The sequence below is a fragment of the Saccharopolyspora dendranthemae genome (assembly GCF_007829955.1).
GTDB classification, from domain to species: Bacteria; Actinomycetota; Actinomycetes; order Mycobacteriales; family Pseudonocardiaceae; genus Saccharopolyspora; species Saccharopolyspora dendranthemae.
The window spans coordinates 231,370-249,299 of sequence record NZ_VIWX01000004.1 but is presented as its reverse complement, the minus strand read 5'-3'; the positions used below and the strand labels follow the sequence as shown (position 1 = coordinate 249,299).

Genomic DNA, 17,930 nt, shown 5'->3' with positions numbered 1-17,930 from the left:
GGGCGTTCGGAGATGCGGCGCAACCGCTGCCGCGCCGCTCTCGGACCCGCTCCTGATCCCTGGTCTCTAGAAGGAAAGGCGCCTGCCATGCCCGACGAAGAGAAGCTCGTCGAGTACCTGAAGTGGGTCACCGCTGACCTGCACAAGGCACGTCAGCGGCTGGAGGAGGTCGAGGCGGGCAAGCACGAACCGGTCGCGATCATCGGCCTCGCCTGCCGCTTCCCCGGCGGCGTGAGCACGCCGGAGGACCTGTGGGACGTGCTGTCGTCCGGCACCGACACGATCTCGGGCTTCCCGACCGATCGCGGCTGGGACCTCGGCGCGCTCGCCGGCAGCGACGCCGGGCACAGCGCCACCCTGCAGGGCGGATTCCTCCGCGACGTGACGGAGTTCGACCCGGGGTTCTTCGGCATCTCGCCGCGCGAAGCCGTGGCCCTGGACCCCCAGCAGCGGCTGCTGCTGGAGACGTCCTGGGAGGCCGTCGAGCGCGCCGGAGTCGATCCCACGTCGTTGCGCGGCAGCCGGACCGGTGTGTTCGTCGGCACCAACGGCCAGGACTACGGGCACGTGCTCATGGCCTCGCAGGAGGACGTCGGCGGACACGCGGGGATGGGCACGGCGGCCAGCGTGCTCTCCGGCCGGGTGGCCTACACCTTCGGCCTCGAAGGTCCCGCGGTCACGATCGACACCGCGTGCTCCTCGGCGCTGGTGGCGTTGCACCAGGCATCGCAGGCGCTGCGGGGAGGTGAGTGCTCGCTGGCCCTGGCCGGTGGTGTCACGGTGATGACCACCGCGTCGAACTTCGCCGGGTTCACCCGGCAGGGCGGGCTCGCCCCGGACGGCCGTTGCAAGGCCTTCTCCGACGACGCCGACGGCACCGGCTGGTCGGAGGGCGTCGGCGTGCTGCTCGTCGAGAAGCTGTCCGACGCCCAGCGACACGGGCACCCGGTGCTCGCGGTGCTGGAGGGCAGCGCGGTGAACCAGGACGGTGCGTCGAACGGCCTGACGGCCCCGAACGGCCCGGCGCAGCGGGAGGTCATCCGCGCGGCCCTGGCCGGCGCCGGGCTGAGCGCGTCCGATGTGGACGCCGTGGAGGCGCACGGCACGGGTACGACGCTGGGCGACCCGATCGAGGCGCAGGCGCTGCTGGCGGCCTACGGGCAGGACCGCGAGAAGCCGCTGCTGCTCGGTGCGGTCAAGACCAACATCGGCCACACGCAGGCCGCGGCGGGCGCCGCCGGGGTGATCAAGATGGTGCTCGCGCTGCAGCACGGCCTGCTGCCGCAGACCCTGCACGTCACCGAGCCCTCGGCGCACGTCGACTGGTCGTCGGGCAGCGTGCGGCTGCTCACCGAACCGGTGGCGTGGCCGCGCGGGGAGAAACCGCGTCGCGCCGGGGTGTCGTCGTTCGGCGTCAGCGGCACGAACTCGCACGTGATCCTCCGGGAAGCGCCCGAACCCGAGGGCGGCGGAGAAGCTCCTTCCGCTCGCGACGTGGTTCCCCTGGTGGTGTCGGCGAAGTCGGCTTCCGCGCTGGACGCCCAGGTCGATCGGATCAAGCTCGTCGACGGCGACCCGGTCGACATCGGCTACTCGCTGCTGACGACCCGGCCGACCTTCGACCACCGCGCCGTCGTTCTGTCCACTCAGGACGGAGCGGTCGAGGTCGCGCGCGGGGTCGCGGGACGTGGTTCGCTCGCCGTGCTGTTCTCCGGCCAGGGTTCGCAGCGGCTCGGCATGGGACGCCTTCTCCACGAGCGGTTCTCGGTGTTCGCCGACGCCCTGGACGCGGTTCTCGCTCACCTCGACCCGGCCGTGCGCGAGGTCATGTGGGGTGACGACGAGGACGCGCTGCAGCAGACCGGGAGCGCCCAACCGGCGCTGTTCGCGATCGAGGTCGCCCTCTACCGGCTGGCGGAGTCCTTCGGAATCACCCCCGACCACCTCGCCGGCCACTCGATCGGCGAGATCGCGGCCGCCCACGTGGCCGGCGTGCTGTCGCTGGAGGACGCCTGCACGCTGGTCTCGGCGCGCGCGTCGCTGATGCAGGCGCTGCCCGAGGGCGGGGCGATGGTGACGGTGCAGGCCACCGAGGACGAGGTGCTGCCGCACCTGTCGGACCGCGTGTCGATCGCCGCGATCAACGGGAAGGACTCGCTGGTCCTGGCCGGTGCCGAGGACGAGGTGCTGGCCCTCGCCGAGCGCTGGAAGCACAAGCGCCTGCGCGTGTCGCACGCGTTCCACTCGCCGCTGATGAATACCATGTTGGAGGACTTCCGCACCGCCATCAGCGGGATCTCCTTCTCCGCGCCGCACATCCCGATCGTGGCCACCGGCGACGTCACCTCGGCGGAGCACTGGGTGAACCACGTGCGCGACGCGGTGCGCTTCCACGACAACGTCACCAGGTTGCGGGAGAACGGCGCCGACACGTTCCTGGAACTCGGTCCGGACGGCGCGCTCTCGGCGCTGGTCGACGGCTGCGTTCCGGCTCTGCGCAAGGACCGGCCCGAAGACAGCGCCTTCCTGACCGCGCTCGCTCGGCTGCACGTCGCCGGCGTCGCCGTGGACTGGTCGGCCTTCTTCGCGGACACCGGTGCCCGGCGGGTCGAGCTGCCGACCTACCCGTTCGACCGCCAGCGGTACTGGCCGGAGTCCACAGCCGACCCCAGAGCGGCGTTCGGTGCGATGTTCCAGGGCCCGAAACCGTCGCTGTACCGCCTCGGCTGGGCGCCCGTGGAGATCACGACCGCCGCCACCGGCGCGCGCTGGGCCGTCGTCGGCGACGATCCGCTCGACCTCGCGCACCTGCTCTTCAGCGCGGGCCAGGCCGTGACGGGATACGGCGAGACCCTGGCCGACGCGACCGGTGAGAGCGGCGTTGCCCCGGACGTCTTCCTGGTGACGCTGTCGGGCGGCGACGACGCCGGCTCGGCGCACGCCGTGTGCGCCCGCGTGCTGCGCCTCATCCAGGAATGCCTGGCGAACCCGCAACTCGACAACTCGCGCCTGGTGTTCGTCGGCCGTGGTGCGGCCACCGGCGACGACCTCGCCGCCGCGTCGTCGTGGGGCCTGGTGCGCTCGGCGCAGTCGGAGAACCCGGGGCGCTTCCTGCTCGTCGACTCCGACGGCGAGCCGATGTCGGCCGCGGTCCTGCCGAAGTTGGTCTCCGCCGACGAGCCGCAGGTGCTGGTGCGCAACGGTTCGGTCCGAGCCGCACGACTGGCCGACCTGCCCCAGGTGGACCGGGCCCCGCATTCCTGGGCTCCCGACCGAACGGTGCTCATCACCGGTGGAACGGGCGGCCTGGGCGCCGAGCTCGCGCGTCACCTGGTCGCCCGGTGCGGCGTCCGCCACCTGCTGCTCGTCAGCAGGCGCGGGCCCGACGCGCCCGGAGTGCCCGAGCTGGAAGCCGAACTCACCGCGCACGGTGCGACCGTCACGATCACCGCCACCGACATCGGCGACCCGGACTCCGTGTCGGCGCTGCTGGCCGCGATTCCCGACGCTCACCCGCTCGACGCCGTCGTGCACACCGCCGGCGTGCTCGACGACGGTGTGGTGAACACCTTGACGCCCGACCGGCTCGCCGCCGTCCTGCGTCCGAAGGTGGACGGGGCGTGGAACCTGCACCGCGCCACCCGCGATCTCGACCTCTCCGTCTTCGCGCTGTACTCGTCGGTCGCGAACCTGCTCGGCGGCGCCGGGCAGGGCAACTACGCAGCGGCGAACGCCTACCTGGACGCTCTCGCGGCGCATCGCCGCCACGAGGGCCTCCCGGGAATCTCGCTGGCGTGGGGGCCGTGGACGGCGACGAGCGGCATGACGGGTGGACTGAGCGACGCGGCGATGGAGCGGATCACGCGCTCCGGGATCCCGCCGCTGGCACCGGAGCAGGGCCTGGCGCTGTTCGACGCGGCCCTGGTCGCCGACGAGTCGCTGGCGGTGGCCGCCCACGTCGAAACTAGCGCGCCCGGGGGCGTCGGAGCGCTGCTGCGCGGCCTCGTCCCCGAGGCGTCGATCGCGGGAACGACGGGCAGGACCGCCGCGGTCACGGTGCTGGAGCGGTTGCGCGACGCCGACCCGGGGGAGCGCGAAGGCATGGTGCGCGACCTCGTGGTCGGGTTGTCCGCCACGCTGCTCGGCCACCCCGATCCGAGCGCGGTCGCCCCGGAGCGCGACTTCCTGGAACTGGGCTTCGACTCGCTGATCGCGGTGGAGCTGCGCAACCAGCTCTCCGACCAGCTCAACGTGAGACCCTCCAGTTCCATCGTCTTCGACAGCAAGACACCGGAGCAGCTCGCGAAGACGCTGCTCGGTGAACTGGGTTCGTTGGACGGGACGAGCACCGCGCCGGTGCAGGGCGTCGGTCAGGCCGTGGCCCCGGAGGACACCCTCCACGGCCTGTTCATGCAGGCGGTCAGCTCCGGGCAGACGCTGCAGGGCCTGCAGGTGCTCAAGCACGTCGCGCTGCTGCGCCCGATGTTCGAGACGCCGGCCGAGCTGGAGGAGCTGGCCGCCCCGGTCCCGCTGGCGAGCGGCCCCGACGGGCCGAAGCTCATCTGCATCAGCGCCCCCGGTGCCACCGCGGGCATCCACATGTACGCGCGGCTGGCGGCGCAGCTGCGGGGCAAGCTCGACGTGTCGGCGCTGCCGCTGGTGGGGTTCGAGCCGGGCGAAGCCTTGCCGGCCACCAGCGAGGCGGCGGCGCGCTGGGTGGCCGAGGCCGTGCTGCACGCCAGCGACGGGGAACCGTTCGTGCTCGTCGGGCACTCCTCGGGCGGAACGCTCGCCTACTTCGCCGCGGCGGTGCTGGAGGAGACGTGGGGGATCCGCCCCGAGGGCGTGATCATGCTCGACACCCTGAGTCTCCGCTACGACAGCCACGAGGGCATGGACTTCGACGCCGTCACCAACAACTACTTCAACACCATGGAATCGCCCGCGGTGAGCCTCAACAGCGCCCGCTTGTCGGCGATGGCGCACTGGTTCGTCCGCATCGTCGACATCGGACTGGAGTCGTCCGCGCCGAAGCTGCTGATCCGCTGCGCGAAGGAAGTGGACGGGACGAACCTCGAGATCACCGGCCAGGACGTGAAGGTGCCGCACGACGAGCTGCGCCTGGTGCAGACCGACCACATGTCGATGGTCAAGGAGGACTCGGCCATGACCGCGGAGGTCATCGAGGACTGGCTCAGCACCGCCGGGGTGAGCCCGCGGTGACTCCGGGCGCCCCGTCCTCTGCAAGAGACCCGGAAAACGCACAGAGACTGGGAGAGTGGTCGTGACCGCTTCGAGCGAGGAACTACCCCTGGTGGGCGTCGATCGGCCGTCCATCTTGAGCTTCAGCGAGGTGCGCCTCGACCTGCAGGCGAAGGCGCCGGTGTGCCGCATCCGCACACCAGCGGGCGACGAGGCGTGGCTGGTGACCCAGCACGCCGAGGTCAAGGCTCTGCTGCAGGACAACCGGCTCGCCCGCTACCACCCGGATCCGGCCAACGCGCCGCGGTTCTTGCGCAACCCGATGCTCGACATGCTCGTCACCGACACCGATGTCGAGGTCGAGCGCAAGGTGCACGAGGAGAAGCGCGTCCTGTACACGAAGAGCTTCGCCGCGCGGCGCGTGCTGGACCGCAAGTCCCGGGTGGAGGCCATCGCGCACGCCAAGATCGACGACATCATCGCCGCCGGGCAGCCCGCGGACCTGCACGAGACCTTCTCGACGGTCTTCTCGCAGAACGCGCTGTGCGACATGATCGGTATCCCGGAGGACGCCCGGGAGGAGCTGCTGACGCAGATGGACCGGGTCGGCTCGGTCGACCGGGAACACGCCGAAGGCGGCATGGATTCGGTGTTCGGCTTCGCCGCGCAGGTCGCCGAGCGCCGGCGCGACGATCCGGGTGATGACGTGATCACGCGGTTCGTGGAGAGCGGACTGACCGATGACGAGATCGGCATGCACGTGGTCGTCCTGCTGTTCACCGGCCTGGCCGGGCTGGTGAGCCACATCGACTTCGGGGTGCTGCTGTTCCTGCTCAACCCCGATCAGCGCGAGCTGGCGATGAACGATCCGGAGATCATGGCGCGGGCCGTGGACGAGGTGATGCGGGCGACCATCGGCAGCCCTGTCCTCCCGCGCTACGCGAGCGTGGACCTCGAGGTGGGCGGCGTGACGATCCCCTCGGGCGATCTGGTGATGCTGGACTTCTCGCTGGCCAACTTCGACTGGCGCGTGTTCGCCGAACCCGAGAAGTTCGACGTCACCCGAACCCCCAACCCGCACTTCACCTTCGGCCACGGCATGCGGCACTGCACCGGTGCGCCGCTGGTGCGGGTCATCATGTCGGTGGGCTTCACGGCCCTGTTCTCCCGGCTGCCGGAACTGGGCCTGGCCGTGCCGCAGTCGGAGCTGGAAACGCGCGCGGGCGGCAAGCTGGCGGGCGGCCTCGAACGCTTCCCGATCAGATGGTGATCCCATGAGCGACGAAGTGGTGTCGGCCTGCCCGTTCCCGATGCCGAGGGACCCCGAGAACCGGCTGGACCTGCCACCCGGGTACCGGTGGCTCCGGCAGGAGGAGCCCGTGTGCCGGGTGCGCACGTCGGCGGGCGATGACGCCTGGGTGATCAGCCGGTACGAGGACGTGCGCGCCGCGCTCAGCGATCAGCGCCTGAGCTCGCGCGTCGCGCACTCCGGGTACCCGAAGCTGTTCTTCCCGGAACCCGCACCGCCGGGAGCGTTCGTCCAGTCCGATCCGCCGGAGCACAGCCGCTACCGGCGGATGGTGGTCGGCCAGTTCACCCGCAAGCGCGCTGAGGCGATGCGGCCGTACCTGCAAGAGCTGGTCGACACGAGGATCGACGCCATGCTCGCGGCCGGCCCGCCCGTGGACCTGGTGTCCTCCTACGCCAAGGAGGTGCCGCTGTCGGTCATCTGCAAGCTGCTCGGCGTGCCCTACCGCGACCGGGTCGCGTTCGGGCGGTGGGTGAACAAGCTGAACGAGCCGACCGCCAACCCCTCGGTGAACAAGGGAGCGGCGAGTTCGCTGTTCCAGTACCTGCGCCGACTCGTGACCGCCAAGTCGAAGAAACCCACCGACGACCTGCTCGGATGGCTCGCAGGTGACCACCTCGCCCGAGGCGAGATCACTCGCGAGGAGATCACCGCCATGGCGATGATGCTGCTCTCCGCCGGGTACGACACCTCGGCCAGCGCCATCTCGTTGAGCGTGATGACGCTGCTGGAGAACCCGGCCGAGCTCGCTCGCCTCCAACAGGATCCGAGCCTGATCAACAGCGCTGTGGAAGAGCTGCTGCGGCACCAGAACATCATGCAGTGGGGAGTCGGACGGGTCGCCCTGGAGGACGTGGAGATCGCGGGCCGGCTGATCCCGTCGGGCTCCGCGGTGATCCTGCTGCTGCCCTCGGCCGACCGCGACGACGCCGCGCACCCCGACGCCGATCGTCTCGACATCACCCGGGAAACGGGCATCTCGCTGTCGTTCGGCCACGGTTTGCACAGCTGCGTCGGCAAGTTCCTCACCCGGGTCGAGATGCAGGTCGCGATCGGCACCCTGGTGCGCCGAATCCCCACCCTCCAGCTCGCCGTGCCGCCGAGCGAGCTCAGCTACCGCGACGCGGCCATCACCTACTGCGTCCGGGAGCTCCCGGTGAAGTGGTGAACCGGCGCGCGGGGAGTGCTTGTCTCTCTGGAGTTGTCAAAGAGCAGGTGCCGCAAGGGCGTGCCGGGGTGACCGGCCACAACGTTGTGGCCGGGTCCCGGGTTTGGCTAGTTGTGGGTGGGTTCTGGTTCCCGTGGTTTCGGGACCAGATCCCGGATCATTCGTTGGTGAACCGCGGTTGTCGCGGTGCCGCCGGGTAGTGGTGTGCGTTGCGGGTCCACACGGGCGGGTGGGATGAACACCGGCCGTCCGTGGTCGACGGTGATGTTCCAGTGGTCGTGGTGGATGGTGCGGTGGTGAAAAGCGCACAGCATCACCATGTTGGCGAGATCCGTCGTACCCCCGTCGAGCCAGTGGCGGATGTGGTGTGCTTGTGAGGTCCCCGGCGGGTGCTCACACCCGGGAAACGCGCACACTCCGTCCCTGCGGAACAGTGCCGCACGTTGCGCCGGGGGCGCGGTGCGTTCCTCCCGCCCGTAATCGACCGCAACTCCGTCACCACCCAACACGACGGGCAGGATTCCGGCATCGCAGGCCAGGCGGCGCAAGTTGTCGGCGGTGATCGGCACCCCGTCAGCGAAAACCCCCGGCACCACACCCTCGGCGTCCGGATTGAGGCTGCGTACCAGGTCGTCGTAATCGACCGTGACCTGAACCTGCACCCGCTGCCCGCCGACACGAGGCATCCGGTCTGATCCCAACGCCAGATCCACCAGCGTGGCCAGACCGTCAGCGTGGCGCTGCGCAGGAGTCCGGGGATCGGGCTGGCCATTGGTGGCGGGGCAGGGTTTCGACACCGGCCGGAGAGCGGCGATGAACTTCTGCCCGGTCTCTTTGTCCAGCCGGGCCTTGATCATCACCATGCCGTCGTCGGTGGTGACGTAGTGCAACTCCCGAGACTCATACTGAGCCTGTTCGTCCCGGACTGCGGTGTCGCGGTCGTAGGTCGCGTTCACCCCGTCGGCCAACCGCCGCAGATCACCCGGCCGACACCACCGTGCCCGCTCGGTCAACACCCGCTCCACCTTCGCCACATCACCGGCAGCCGACGCAGGCAGCTTCCGCAGACAAGTGGCGATGACCCGCGCGTGGTCCAGACTGATCACACCGTCCGACAAGGCTTTCCGACTCGGCCCATCGGAGGCCCGGGCGACTTCCACCCGGGCTCGTGCCTGTCCGGGGTCGAGTTTCAACCGGTCCTGCAACCACGTTGCGGTATCCCGCGCCCCCTGCACACGCCCCAACGCACGCCGATCCGCCTCCGCCACCAAACTCGCCTGAAACGACTGAACAAGACGCACAAGCGCTTCGGCGTCCACGATAGATTCGGTCAACTCGGCATCACTGGTATGCGGCGCGGACGCCAGGACCGCGGCAAGCGCGGCCCTGGCCGTCGCCACCGCGGCCCCCACAGGCGTCCTCGAACTCATGTACTAAATGATGCACCCGAACACTCGAAAACACGAGCGAAAACCGATCACTACATCGAGTGATCCACACCAGGAGACCGCCGAGACCGCCGCTAATGAGCCAACTCTCGCGAAGTGAGGCGGCTCATGTCCTCAGATGCCGGGCCGCGCAACGGGCGCGCCTGGATGATCTCTACACCTGGGCCATCCCGCCGTCGACGCAGAGTTCCGCTCCTGTCATGAAACTGCTGTCGTCCGAAGCCAAGAACAGCGCTGCGCCGGCGAGCTCCTCGGGGCGTCCGAGGCGTCCCAGCGGGACTCCCGAGGCCATCTGGGCGCGCAGCGCTGCCGGGTCCTGTCCGAAGTACTCGGCCTGCCCGTCGATGATGGCCGTGTCGAACGGTCCCGGGCTCAGCACGTTGACCCGCAGGCCCCGGTCGCCGAACTCGGCGGCCCACACGCGCGCGTAGGAGCGCACGGCCGCCTTCGTCGCGGTGTAGGTGGTCGATCCGGGCAGTCCCTTGAACCCCTGGATCGAGCCCACCAGGATGATCGAGCCGCCGACCGGCATGAGCGGCAGCATCGTCTGGACGGTGAACATCGTGCCGCGGGCGTTGATGTCGAACGTGCGGTCGAAGTGGTCCTCGGTGACCTCGCCGAAGTCCGCCCGCTCGATCATGCCCGCATTGGCGACGAGCACGTCCAGGCGACCCCTCTCGCTCCGGATGGTCTCGGCGAGATGGGCGAGATCGCTCGACGACGTGGAGTCGGCGACGACCGCTGTGGCCCGTCCTTCGATCGAGGCCGCCGCTTCTTCGAGAACATCCTTCCGGCGGCCCGTGATGTGGACGTGCGCACCTTCGGCCGCGAGCCTCTCGGCGATCGCCAGGCCGAGGCCCGCGCCTCCGCCCGTGACCAGCGCTACCTTGTCTGCGAGACGCATGCGTTCTCCCTTTTCCTGCATGAACCGCCGCTTGCAGTCCAGAAGGTACGCACGCGCTGACATAGGCGCAAAGAGATGGTTGCTATGCTCCACATAGCAACTCTCTATGTATCGAGGCGGCTCACGATGAACGTGCGGCAGTACGAGTACGCGCTGGCCGTGGCCGAGGAAGGCAGCATCACGGCGGCTGCCGAGCGGCTGGGATTGACGCAGCCGTCCCTCTCCCAGCAGATCGGCACCTTGGAGAAGCAGGTCGGGGTGCACCTGTTCACGCGGACCCGGCAGGGGATGGTGCCGACGGTGGCCGGGCGGGCTTTCCTGGTCGAGGCGGAGGTCGCCGCGACTGCCTCGCGGCGCGCGTTCACGGCCGCTCGCGCCGCCGACGGCGACCTGACGGGCGAGCTGGTCATCGCCGTCCACATGGGGCTCGGGGCTCGTCAGCTCCCGCGTGCTCTCGGTGAACTGCGCCGCCGCCACCCCCACCTGCAGGTCACCATCCACGAGGAACCCGACCCCACGGACATGGAGCGGCTCGCGCGTCAGGGCACGCTCGACATCCTCCTGGTGCACGAGATCCCGCCGGGGTGCCTCTTCGACGTCCACGCGCTGGGCACGGAGTCCTACGTCGCCGTGCTCCCGCGAGGCCACTCACTTCTTCGCCGCAACGAGCCGCTCGTCCTCGACGATCTCGCCGACGAGGGCTGGGTGCGCTTCCGCCGCACCAGCAAGCTCGACGAGTACCTGGCGCGCCTGCTCGCCGACCGCGGCCTCGCTCCTCGAACGGTCGGCAGGGCCTCGCAGATCTCGACCGCGGTGCGGCTCGCCTCGGAAGGCCTCGGTGTCACCATCGCGCCGTCTTCGGCGATCCCCGAGGACTTCGAGGAGCTGGTCCGCCCGCTGCGCCCTGCCCTCTCGGAGCCGGTCATCGCGGGCGTGCGCCGCGCGCCGGGCCGGGCGGAGACCGCGTTGCTCGACCAGCTCGACCGCCAGGACTGGTCCGGCACCGCGGTCAGCGCGGTGACGGGTTGAGCGCTGTCCCGCTGACGGTCGAGAAGTGCGGAGTGGCGTTCCCTCAGGTGCGCTGGGCGGTGAGCAGGAGGTACCCGAGCTCATCGACGTCGATGAGCCCCGGCGCGGGAATCCTCGCCGCGAGGGCGTCTTCCAGTCCCACGCCGGGATTCGCCGCGGCCCAGTCGGTCCAAGGGCGCGACATCTCGATGAAGGTGCGGCGGGTCGTGTGCGCGCTGATGTCCCGGATCTCCTCGAAGAGCATGCCCGCCTCGCGCAGCATCGACGGGTAGTCCTCCACCGGAACCGTGGTGAGCAGCGAGCTTTCGCGCAGGAGGTCGACGAACGGGCGGTCGGCCTCGGGGATGGGGGCTCGTTCGAAGAAGTCGGTCAGCACCAGTCGGCCGCCGGGTCGCAGGACTCGGGAGATCTCCCCGAGGACCTGCTGCCGATCGGGCATGTGCATCATGGATTCCAGCGCGAAGACGGCGTCGAAGGAGCCGTCGGGGAAGGGCAGGCTCAGCGCGTCCGCCAGCTGGAAGTCCAGCAGCCCGGCGGTGTCCTCGGACCGCGCCAGAGCCTTCGCGGGCTCGACCTGGGCCTCGCTGACCGTGATGCCGGTGACCCGCGCTCCCGTGCGCCGAGCGGTGCGCAGCGCCGGCCCGCCGATGCCGCAGCCCACGTCGAGCACGTGGTGCCTCTCGTCGACGCGCAGGCGGTCGATCACCATGTCGGTGAGCCGGAGGGCTGCGACGCCCAGCGGAACGTCCTCGTCCGGGGTCTCCCAGTAGCCGAAGTGCAGGTGTTCGCCGAACCCGAAGTTGGGGACCTCGGCCTCGTCGGGCCACAGGTCGCGGGATTCCGCGGCGAAGCGGTCGTAGAGCTTGCCGACCGCTTCGGCGTTCGAGGTGCTCGACTGTTCAGGCATCGCGGGCTCCTTGGGGCCTCGTGTTGAGCGGTCGCACCCGGCTCCCCGTCACCGGGTGCCTCCGAGGAGCGGGGTGAGCACCTGGGTCAGTTCCGCGACGGGGTCCTCGACCGCGTCGGGGCTGCGCCAGGCGACGAACCGGTCCGGGCGGACCAGGACGGCGCCGCGCGCGGTGATGCCGCGGTGGGAGACCCAGGTGGACCGCGGGTCGTGGTAGTCGCCGTCGACGTGGCCGATGCTCAGCACGTCCAGCGGCACGTCGTAGAGCTCGACGAGCTCGCCCACCGCCTTCGTCCACGCGTCGTCCTCGCCCGCGATCAGCAGGAACCGGCCCGGCCGCACCAGGTCCATGAGCGCCACGCGGTGGCCGTCGTGGTCCTCGAGCAACGCGTGCGGCAGGGGATGACCGGGTCGCGCGTCGGGTTGGTAGTGGCGGATCGGGTCGGGGTTGTGAGGTTCGGGGGTGCCGTCGGGGATCACGGCGGCGGACTCGTAGGTGTAGCCGCACTCCAGGTTGAGGGCGTTGAACTCCATCGACTGGGAGTCGATGACGCGCCGCACCGCCGCCCGGAACTCGGCGTCCTCCGGTTTCCTGCTCCACAGCCTGCGCAGCGCCACCCAGTTCTCCGCGGGGACGCTGTCGGGGCCCATGCCGACGGTCTCGATCGCCTGCAGGTGGTTGACGATGTTGTTCACCGCCTGCCCGACCGTGCGGCCGGTGACCTTCCTGCGCTCGACCTCGTAGGTGTCCAGCAGGGGTTCACCGGCATCGCCGTGCAGCACCGCCGCCAGCTTCCAGACGAGGTTGTGGGCGTCCTGCACCGCGGAGTTCAGGCCGTACCCGCCGGTGGGCGGGAACCGGTGCGCGGCATCGCCGAGCAGGAAGATGCGGTTCTCGCGGAACCGCTCCGCGACGGAGCCGCCCATCGTCCAGCGGGACACGGCGTGCACCTGCACGTCCGATGCGTCGAGGCCGAGGATGGTGCGCACCTCGGCCAGGATCGACTCGTCGTCGAGTTCGTCGACGTCACCGGTGACCGGGCTGGTGTGCACCACCCATTCCTCCGAATCCGGTCCCCAGTGGTGCGGGCCCGCGGGAAGGAGGGTCGCGCCCACACCGGTTTCCGGCAGCCAGAGCCACCGCAGCAGCACCTCGGGGTCGGTCAGGGTTGTCGACAGGTCGGCCGAGAGGTGCACCGAGACCATGCGCGCGATGTCGTCGACGCCTTCGGTGCCGATGCCCAGCGCCGGCCGGATCAACCGGCCGCCGTCGCAGGCGAGCAGGTACTGGCTGCGCACCTGGTAGGTGCGTCCGGTCGCGTTGTCGCGCACGTCGGCGGTCACGCCGGTGGCGTCCTGCCGGAAGTCGGTCATCTCGTGGCCGAACCGCACGCGACCCGGGGCCAGTTCCTCGGCGCGGTCACGCATGAGCGGTTCGAGCTGCATCTGCGGGAGGTTCGCGGGTCGGCAGGCGCTGGCGGCGCGCCACGCCGGGTTCTCACCGCCCGCTCCCCAGATCTCGAGCTTGGCCAGGCAGCGACCGCGATCCTCGTGGTCGCTGCCCTCGACGTACCAGCCCGCGCGGGCCATGTTCTCCGCCGGCGTGCCGCGTTCGTAGACGGCCCCGGCTATCCCGGCGTCGCGCAGGATCTCCATGGTCCGCTGGTGGAGCACGTGGGCCTTGGGCAGGGTCGAGGTCGCCGGTGCCGAGTTGACCAGCAGCGCGTCCACTCCGTGCAGGGACAGCAGGATGGAGGCGGTCAGTCCCGCGCCGCCACCGCCCACGATGAGGACCGGCACATCGGTGGTCTCCGAATCGCTCATGTTTCCTTCCTGGGTCCGGAGCCCAGACGACGAGTCAGGTTCCGCTGCTGTGCAGACCGAGTTGGGGCCGACACCGTCAGGCCGGCTTGCGGCCGATCACCGCTCCGTCGGCCCCGGCCGCGTCGAACCGGACCACGTCGATGTCGACGAATCCCGCGCCGGAGAGCCAATCCCGGTACTCGGCCTCGGAGTAGTTCTGCCCGCCCGGGTGGCTGACGAGCATGTTCAGACCCATCACCGCGGCGTTCGCCGGTCCGGTGCGGTCGGGGTTGAGCAGCAGCTCGCAGATGAGCACGGCCCCACCGGGTTCCAGGGCGGTGAAGCACTTGTCCAGCAGCGCCCTGTTGGATTCCTCGCCACCGCAGTGCATGACCTGGCTGAGCAGCATCGCGTCGTAGCCGCCGGGCAGCACCTCGTCGGTGTTGAAGTCGCCGGGCAGGGCGCTGATGACGCCGTCGAGCCCGGCTTCGCCGATCTTCTTCTCGATCACGGGGCACACGTGGGGGAGTTCGTACACGCCCGCGGTGAGTCCGGGAACCGTCTGGCACAGCTCGATCGGGATACCGCCCGAGCCGCCGCCGACGTCGAGCAGCGCCCGGTGCGCGCCGAAGTCGTAGACCTCGCCGAGCGCCTTGCCGGTGTAGCCGGCCAGCGAGTGCATCGCCTCCCAGAAGAAGTTCATCATGAAGTCGTTGGGGGCGAAGACGGTGTCCTGCTTCTCCGGGTCGACGAACATCGACCTGTTGGTGCGCAGGGAGTTCACCAGCTGTTCCCAGCCGGGGTAGAGGCCGCGGTCGTAGAACTGCACGAACCCGCCGAAGAAGTAGGGGCGCCCCTTGACGAGGAATTCCTCGGCCACAGCGGAGTTCCGGTACTTCTCGCCGTCCTTGTCCAGCAGCCCGAGCGCCACCAGCGCCGGCAGCAGGATGTCCGCCGGGCGCTGCTGCAGGCCGATGGTGGTGGCGAACTCCTGCGCGGTGACTTCGCGCCCGTCGGAGAGCCGGCTGAACACGTCCAGCTCCACCGCCGCCGCGAAGGTCTTGAAGCGCATGAAGCCGGTGGTCAGGTCGAGCAGCGGCTGCTGGCTGACCTTGTTCGCGATGTCAGTCACGACTTCTCCTGCCGTCGGGGGAGGCGAACGACCGTCACGATAGGCACTTCCGCGTTAGTGAAACGCCCAGTGCACGACGTGGAACGCGGTGAATCGCCGGGACGAGCTCTCAGGCCTTCTTGCGGGCGATGTGGTGGCGGTAGCTGTGGTAGTCCTGCAGGACGCGCTTGGGGCGGATCCGGGTGGCTTCCAGCAGTCGGTCGACGAGATCCTTGTGCCCGACGAAATCCGCTCCGGCGAGGTGACTTCCGCCGCGGCCCATCATGATCCGGGTCTTGAGTCCGAGCTTCTTCGACGAGAAGTTCCTGCGGTAGAAGCTGCCCGGTTCCAGGCGCTTCCGGATGGCCGAGCGCACCTGCTCGGTGATGTCGACTTCCTCGACCCACTCGAAGTCGCCGTCGTCCTGCTTGAGCTGGGTGAGGCGTGCGTGGGACTCCTCGATGAACAGGTCGACGTGCGAGAGGTGGCCGCCGGGCTTGAGCACCCTGGCGGCCTCGCGGAGGAAACCGCCGAGATCCGGGTAGTTGTGGGAGCTCTCGACGTTGAGGACGACGTCGAACTCGCCGTCGCCGAAGGGCAGGGATTCGGCGTCGCCCTGCACGAAGCGCAGCTGATCGCCGCGGGAGAGCCTGGCGTTGGCCCGGTCGGTCGCCGCCCGGGACAGGTCCAGTCCGACGACCTGCGAGGCGTTGATCACCCGGGACGCGAAGTTCAGCCCTTCGCCCAAGCCGCACCCGACCTCGAGGACCTTCTTGCCCGCGTAGCCGTCGAGCGGGATCGGGACCTGGCGCAGCGCCTGGAAGTACAGCTGCTCGGACAGGCCGTCGGTGTCGTACTGGTCGAAACCGGGGATCAGGGAGCGGATCTCGTCGAGCAATGCGTCGTCGTGCATGCCCCAGTTCCAGAAGTCGCCGTGGGTCGACCACGACGCGACCCCGTTGTAGATCTCCGAGACCGCACCCTTGATCTGCTCGGGTTCGGGGCCGCGACGCTCGGCCTGGGGCGGCGCGTTCAGCTTGCGGAAACCCGAGTTGAAGTCCTCCGCCGTCGCGGGGTTCGAATCCTGCGTGCTCGTCGACATCGTCGTGGCCGCCCTTTCTGCGCCAGGTTCTGCGGGGTCACTGCTGGGAACTGCGCTGGTGGGCCGAGACCGGCCGTCGCTGGATCGACGTGGAACCGGTGATCTGCGCCCGCAGCTCCCGCACGAGCCGGGCGACGTCGGCGCGGTCCCTCGCGCCGCCGAAGACGTAGAAGTCCGGCCGCACCAGCACCGCCACCTGCTTCTGATCCGCGAGGTAGGGGAGGTAGACGTTGCCGACGTCGACGACCTCGTCCGGCCCGGCGTGCTTGGGTCCGGAACCGAAGGGCAGGACGCGGACCAGGTTCGCCCCGATGCTCTCCAGGAACGAGCGCCCGTCCTCGTCCAGCGCGTCGTGCGGATCCAGCGAGGTGATGAGCGCGAAGCCGTTGCCGACCACGTCGTCGAACAGGCCCCGCTGCTCGCCGCGCGCGACCTGGCCCTGGGGCATCAGCTCACCGGCCGGTGTGACGATCGTGCGGCCGAGGGCGCGGCGCAGGAAGCCGTCCTCCAGCGGGAACGAGGGCGGCGCGGCCTCCGGTTGGTCCTGCTCGGACCGGGCGGCGATGAGGTATTCGTCCCTGCGGGCCGACTTCACCGGATCGAGCTCGGAGACCAGCTTGCCCATCTCGATCGAGGCGTCGGTGGTGCGCCGGACCTGCTTGGCGCGCTCGGCCGGGTAGGTGTCGAGCAGCCGCTCGGTGGCCAGGCCGCGCAGCACCAGGTCGAGCCGCCAGGACAGGCTGGCGGCGTCGCGCACGCCGGAGCACATGCCCTGGCCGGCGAACGGGGGCATCAGGTGCGCCGAGTCGCCGGCGAGCAGGAGCCGGCCCAGGCGCCACCGCTGCGTCGCGCTCGCGTCGAAGGTGTAGACGATATTGCGGGTCAGCGAGGCGTTCTCCGGCGTGGCGCCGTGCGGTTCCAGCAGCTCCCACATCGCCTCGACGGTGCTGAGCTCCTCGGGGGTCTCGCCGGGCAGCAGCATGAACTCCCAGCGGCGGTGGCCGCGTCCGCTGGCGACGATGGTCGTCGGGCGCGCCGGATCGCAGATCTGCACGTCCGTCGGGTGGAACTCGCGCGGTTCGTGGAACACCACGTCGCACAGCAGCCAGTCCTGGGAGAAGCCGAGATCGGTGACCTCGACGCCCATGTGCTCGCGGACGGTGCTGTTCGCGCCGTCGCAACCGACCAGCCAGGACCCGGTGAGGGACGCGTCGGTGAGCTCAGGGCCGGTGGCGCGCACCTCGACGTGCTCACCCCGATCCACCAGGCCGTGGACCTCGTGGCCGTAGAGCATCCTGAGGTTGGGCAGCGTCTCGGCGTGCGCCCTCAGCGCCGCCTCGTACGAGGGCTGGTGCATCACCGCGGCTTTCGGCCACCCCTGGTGCCCGGGCCGGTAGGGTGCGTCGAAGCTCAGCAGGGTCTTGCCGTCGGCGTTGCGGAACTCGTAGACGCCCATCTCCTCGCCGAGGTCGTGCAGCTGATCGCCGATGCCTGCGGCGGCGAAGTTCCGGGCGGTCTCGCCGTCGATCGTCACGACGCGGGGGAAGGGGTACTGCTCGGCGTATCGCTCCAGCACGGCCACCTCCCACCCGCGGTGGGCCAGCTGCAGGGCGAGGGTGAGCCCCACCGGACCGCAGCCGACGATCACCACGTCCGCGTCGGCGCCGCGGTCGGATCTGGGAGGCACAGCAGGGATCGGCATCTCACTTCCGCTCGGTGTGGTCGGAGGCGGTGGCGTGGACAGTGTTGCGCCGTCAACCGTAGGCGCAGAAGTCTCGTGTTTCTCCCAGTTCTCAAGCGCTCGATGAGCGTGCGGGTGGAGAACCTGCGCGGCTCGTCCCGAAGCCGCTGCGAACAGCTAGGGAAAATCTCACTACGTCTGGGATTAGCGTCGCGACTGGTTGCAAGCAACGTCGTCCGGTGCCGAGATCTCCCGGTTCGCGTGGT

General features: G+C 69.9%; 10 protein-coding genes and 1 pseudogene. 4 read left to right on the top strand and 7 right to left on the bottom strand.

Annotated elements, in window-relative coordinates:
• Positions 1 to 87 precede the first annotated feature (87 nt).
• The 3 genes and pseudogenes from FHU35_RS30205 to FHU35_RS19545 all read left to right on the top strand — a co-directional run.
• A pseudogene (locus FHU35_RS30205) lies at positions 88 to 5,223 on the top strand (SDR family NAD(P)-dependent oxidoreductase); the annotation flags it as partial.
• A gap of 61 nt (positions 5,224 to 5,284) precedes the next feature.
• Positions 5,285 to 6,472, top strand: a complete 1,188-nt coding sequence (locus tag FHU35_RS19550; protein ID WP_145741835.1) for a cytochrome P450 — start codon at positions 5,285 to 5,287, stop codon at positions 6,470 to 6,472.
• A gap of 4 nt (positions 6,473 to 6,476) precedes the next feature.
• Entirely contained in the window at positions 6,477 to 7,679 is a 1,203-nt protein-coding gene (locus FHU35_RS19545) for a cytochrome P450 (RefSeq protein ID WP_145741833.1), read from the top strand.
• 107 nt (positions 7,680 to 7,786) lie between these two features.
• Here FHU35_RS19545 and FHU35_RS19540 read toward each other — a convergent pair whose 3' ends face one another.
• Both FHU35_RS19540 and FHU35_RS19535 read right to left on the bottom strand, forming a co-directional pair.
• Positions 7,787 to 9,109: an HNH endonuclease signature motif containing protein gene (locus tag FHU35_RS19540; protein ID WP_145741831.1), complete on the bottom strand. Its 1,323-nt coding sequence runs from the start codon at positions 9,107 to 9,109 to the stop codon at positions 7,787 to 7,789.
• A 172-nt stretch (positions 9,110 to 9,281) separates the two neighbouring features.
• Entirely contained in the window at positions 9,282 to 10,031 is a 750-nt protein-coding gene (locus FHU35_RS19535) for an SDR family NAD(P)-dependent oxidoreductase (RefSeq protein ID WP_145741830.1), read from the bottom strand.
• A 126-nt stretch (positions 10,032 to 10,157) separates the two neighbouring features.
• Here FHU35_RS19535 and FHU35_RS19530 point away from each other — a divergent pair, with 126 nt between their 5' ends.
• Positions 10,158 to 11,060: a LysR family transcriptional regulator gene (locus FHU35_RS19530; RefSeq protein ID WP_145741828.1), complete on the top strand. Its 903-nt coding sequence runs from the start codon at positions 10,158 to 10,160 to the stop codon at positions 11,058 to 11,060.
• 43 nt (positions 11,061 to 11,103) lie between these two features.
• Here the strand turns inward: FHU35_RS19530 and FHU35_RS19525 are convergent, their stop codons facing one another.
• The 5 genes from FHU35_RS19525 to mhpA all read right to left on the bottom strand — a co-directional run bounded on the left by FHU35_RS19525 (position 11,104) and on the right by mhpA (position 17,685).
• A complete protein-coding gene (locus tag FHU35_RS19525; RefSeq protein ID WP_145741825.1) occupies positions 11,104 to 11,967 on the bottom strand; it encodes a methyltransferase domain-containing protein in 864 nt (287 codons plus the stop codon).
• Positions 11,968 to 12,015: 48 nt separating this feature from the next.
• Positions 12,016 to 13,791, bottom strand: a complete 1,776-nt coding sequence (locus tag FHU35_RS19520; protein ID WP_145741823.1) for an FAD-dependent monooxygenase — start codon at positions 13,789 to 13,791, stop codon at positions 12,016 to 12,018.
• A gap of 76 nt (positions 13,792 to 13,867) precedes the next feature.
• Positions 13,868 to 14,902 (bottom strand): methyltransferase, encoded by a 1,035-nt coding sequence (locus FHU35_RS19515; protein WP_222429433.1) that lies wholly within the window; start codon positions 14,900 to 14,902, stop codon positions 13,868 to 13,870.
• A 109-nt stretch (positions 14,903 to 15,011) separates the two neighbouring features.
• On the bottom strand, positions 15,012 to 15,983 hold the full coding sequence (locus FHU35_RS19510; protein WP_145741821.1) for a class I SAM-dependent methyltransferase: 972 nt from the start codon (positions 15,981 to 15,983) through the stop codon (positions 15,012 to 15,014).
• A 37-nt stretch (positions 15,984 to 16,020) separates the two neighbouring features.
• Entirely contained in the window at positions 16,021 to 17,685 is a 1,665-nt protein-coding gene (gene mhpA, locus FHU35_RS19505) for a bifunctional 3-(3-hydroxy-phenyl)propionate/3-hydroxycinnamic acid hydroxylase MhpA (protein WP_145741818.1), read from the bottom strand.
• Positions 17,686 to 17,930: the final 245 nt, after the last annotated feature.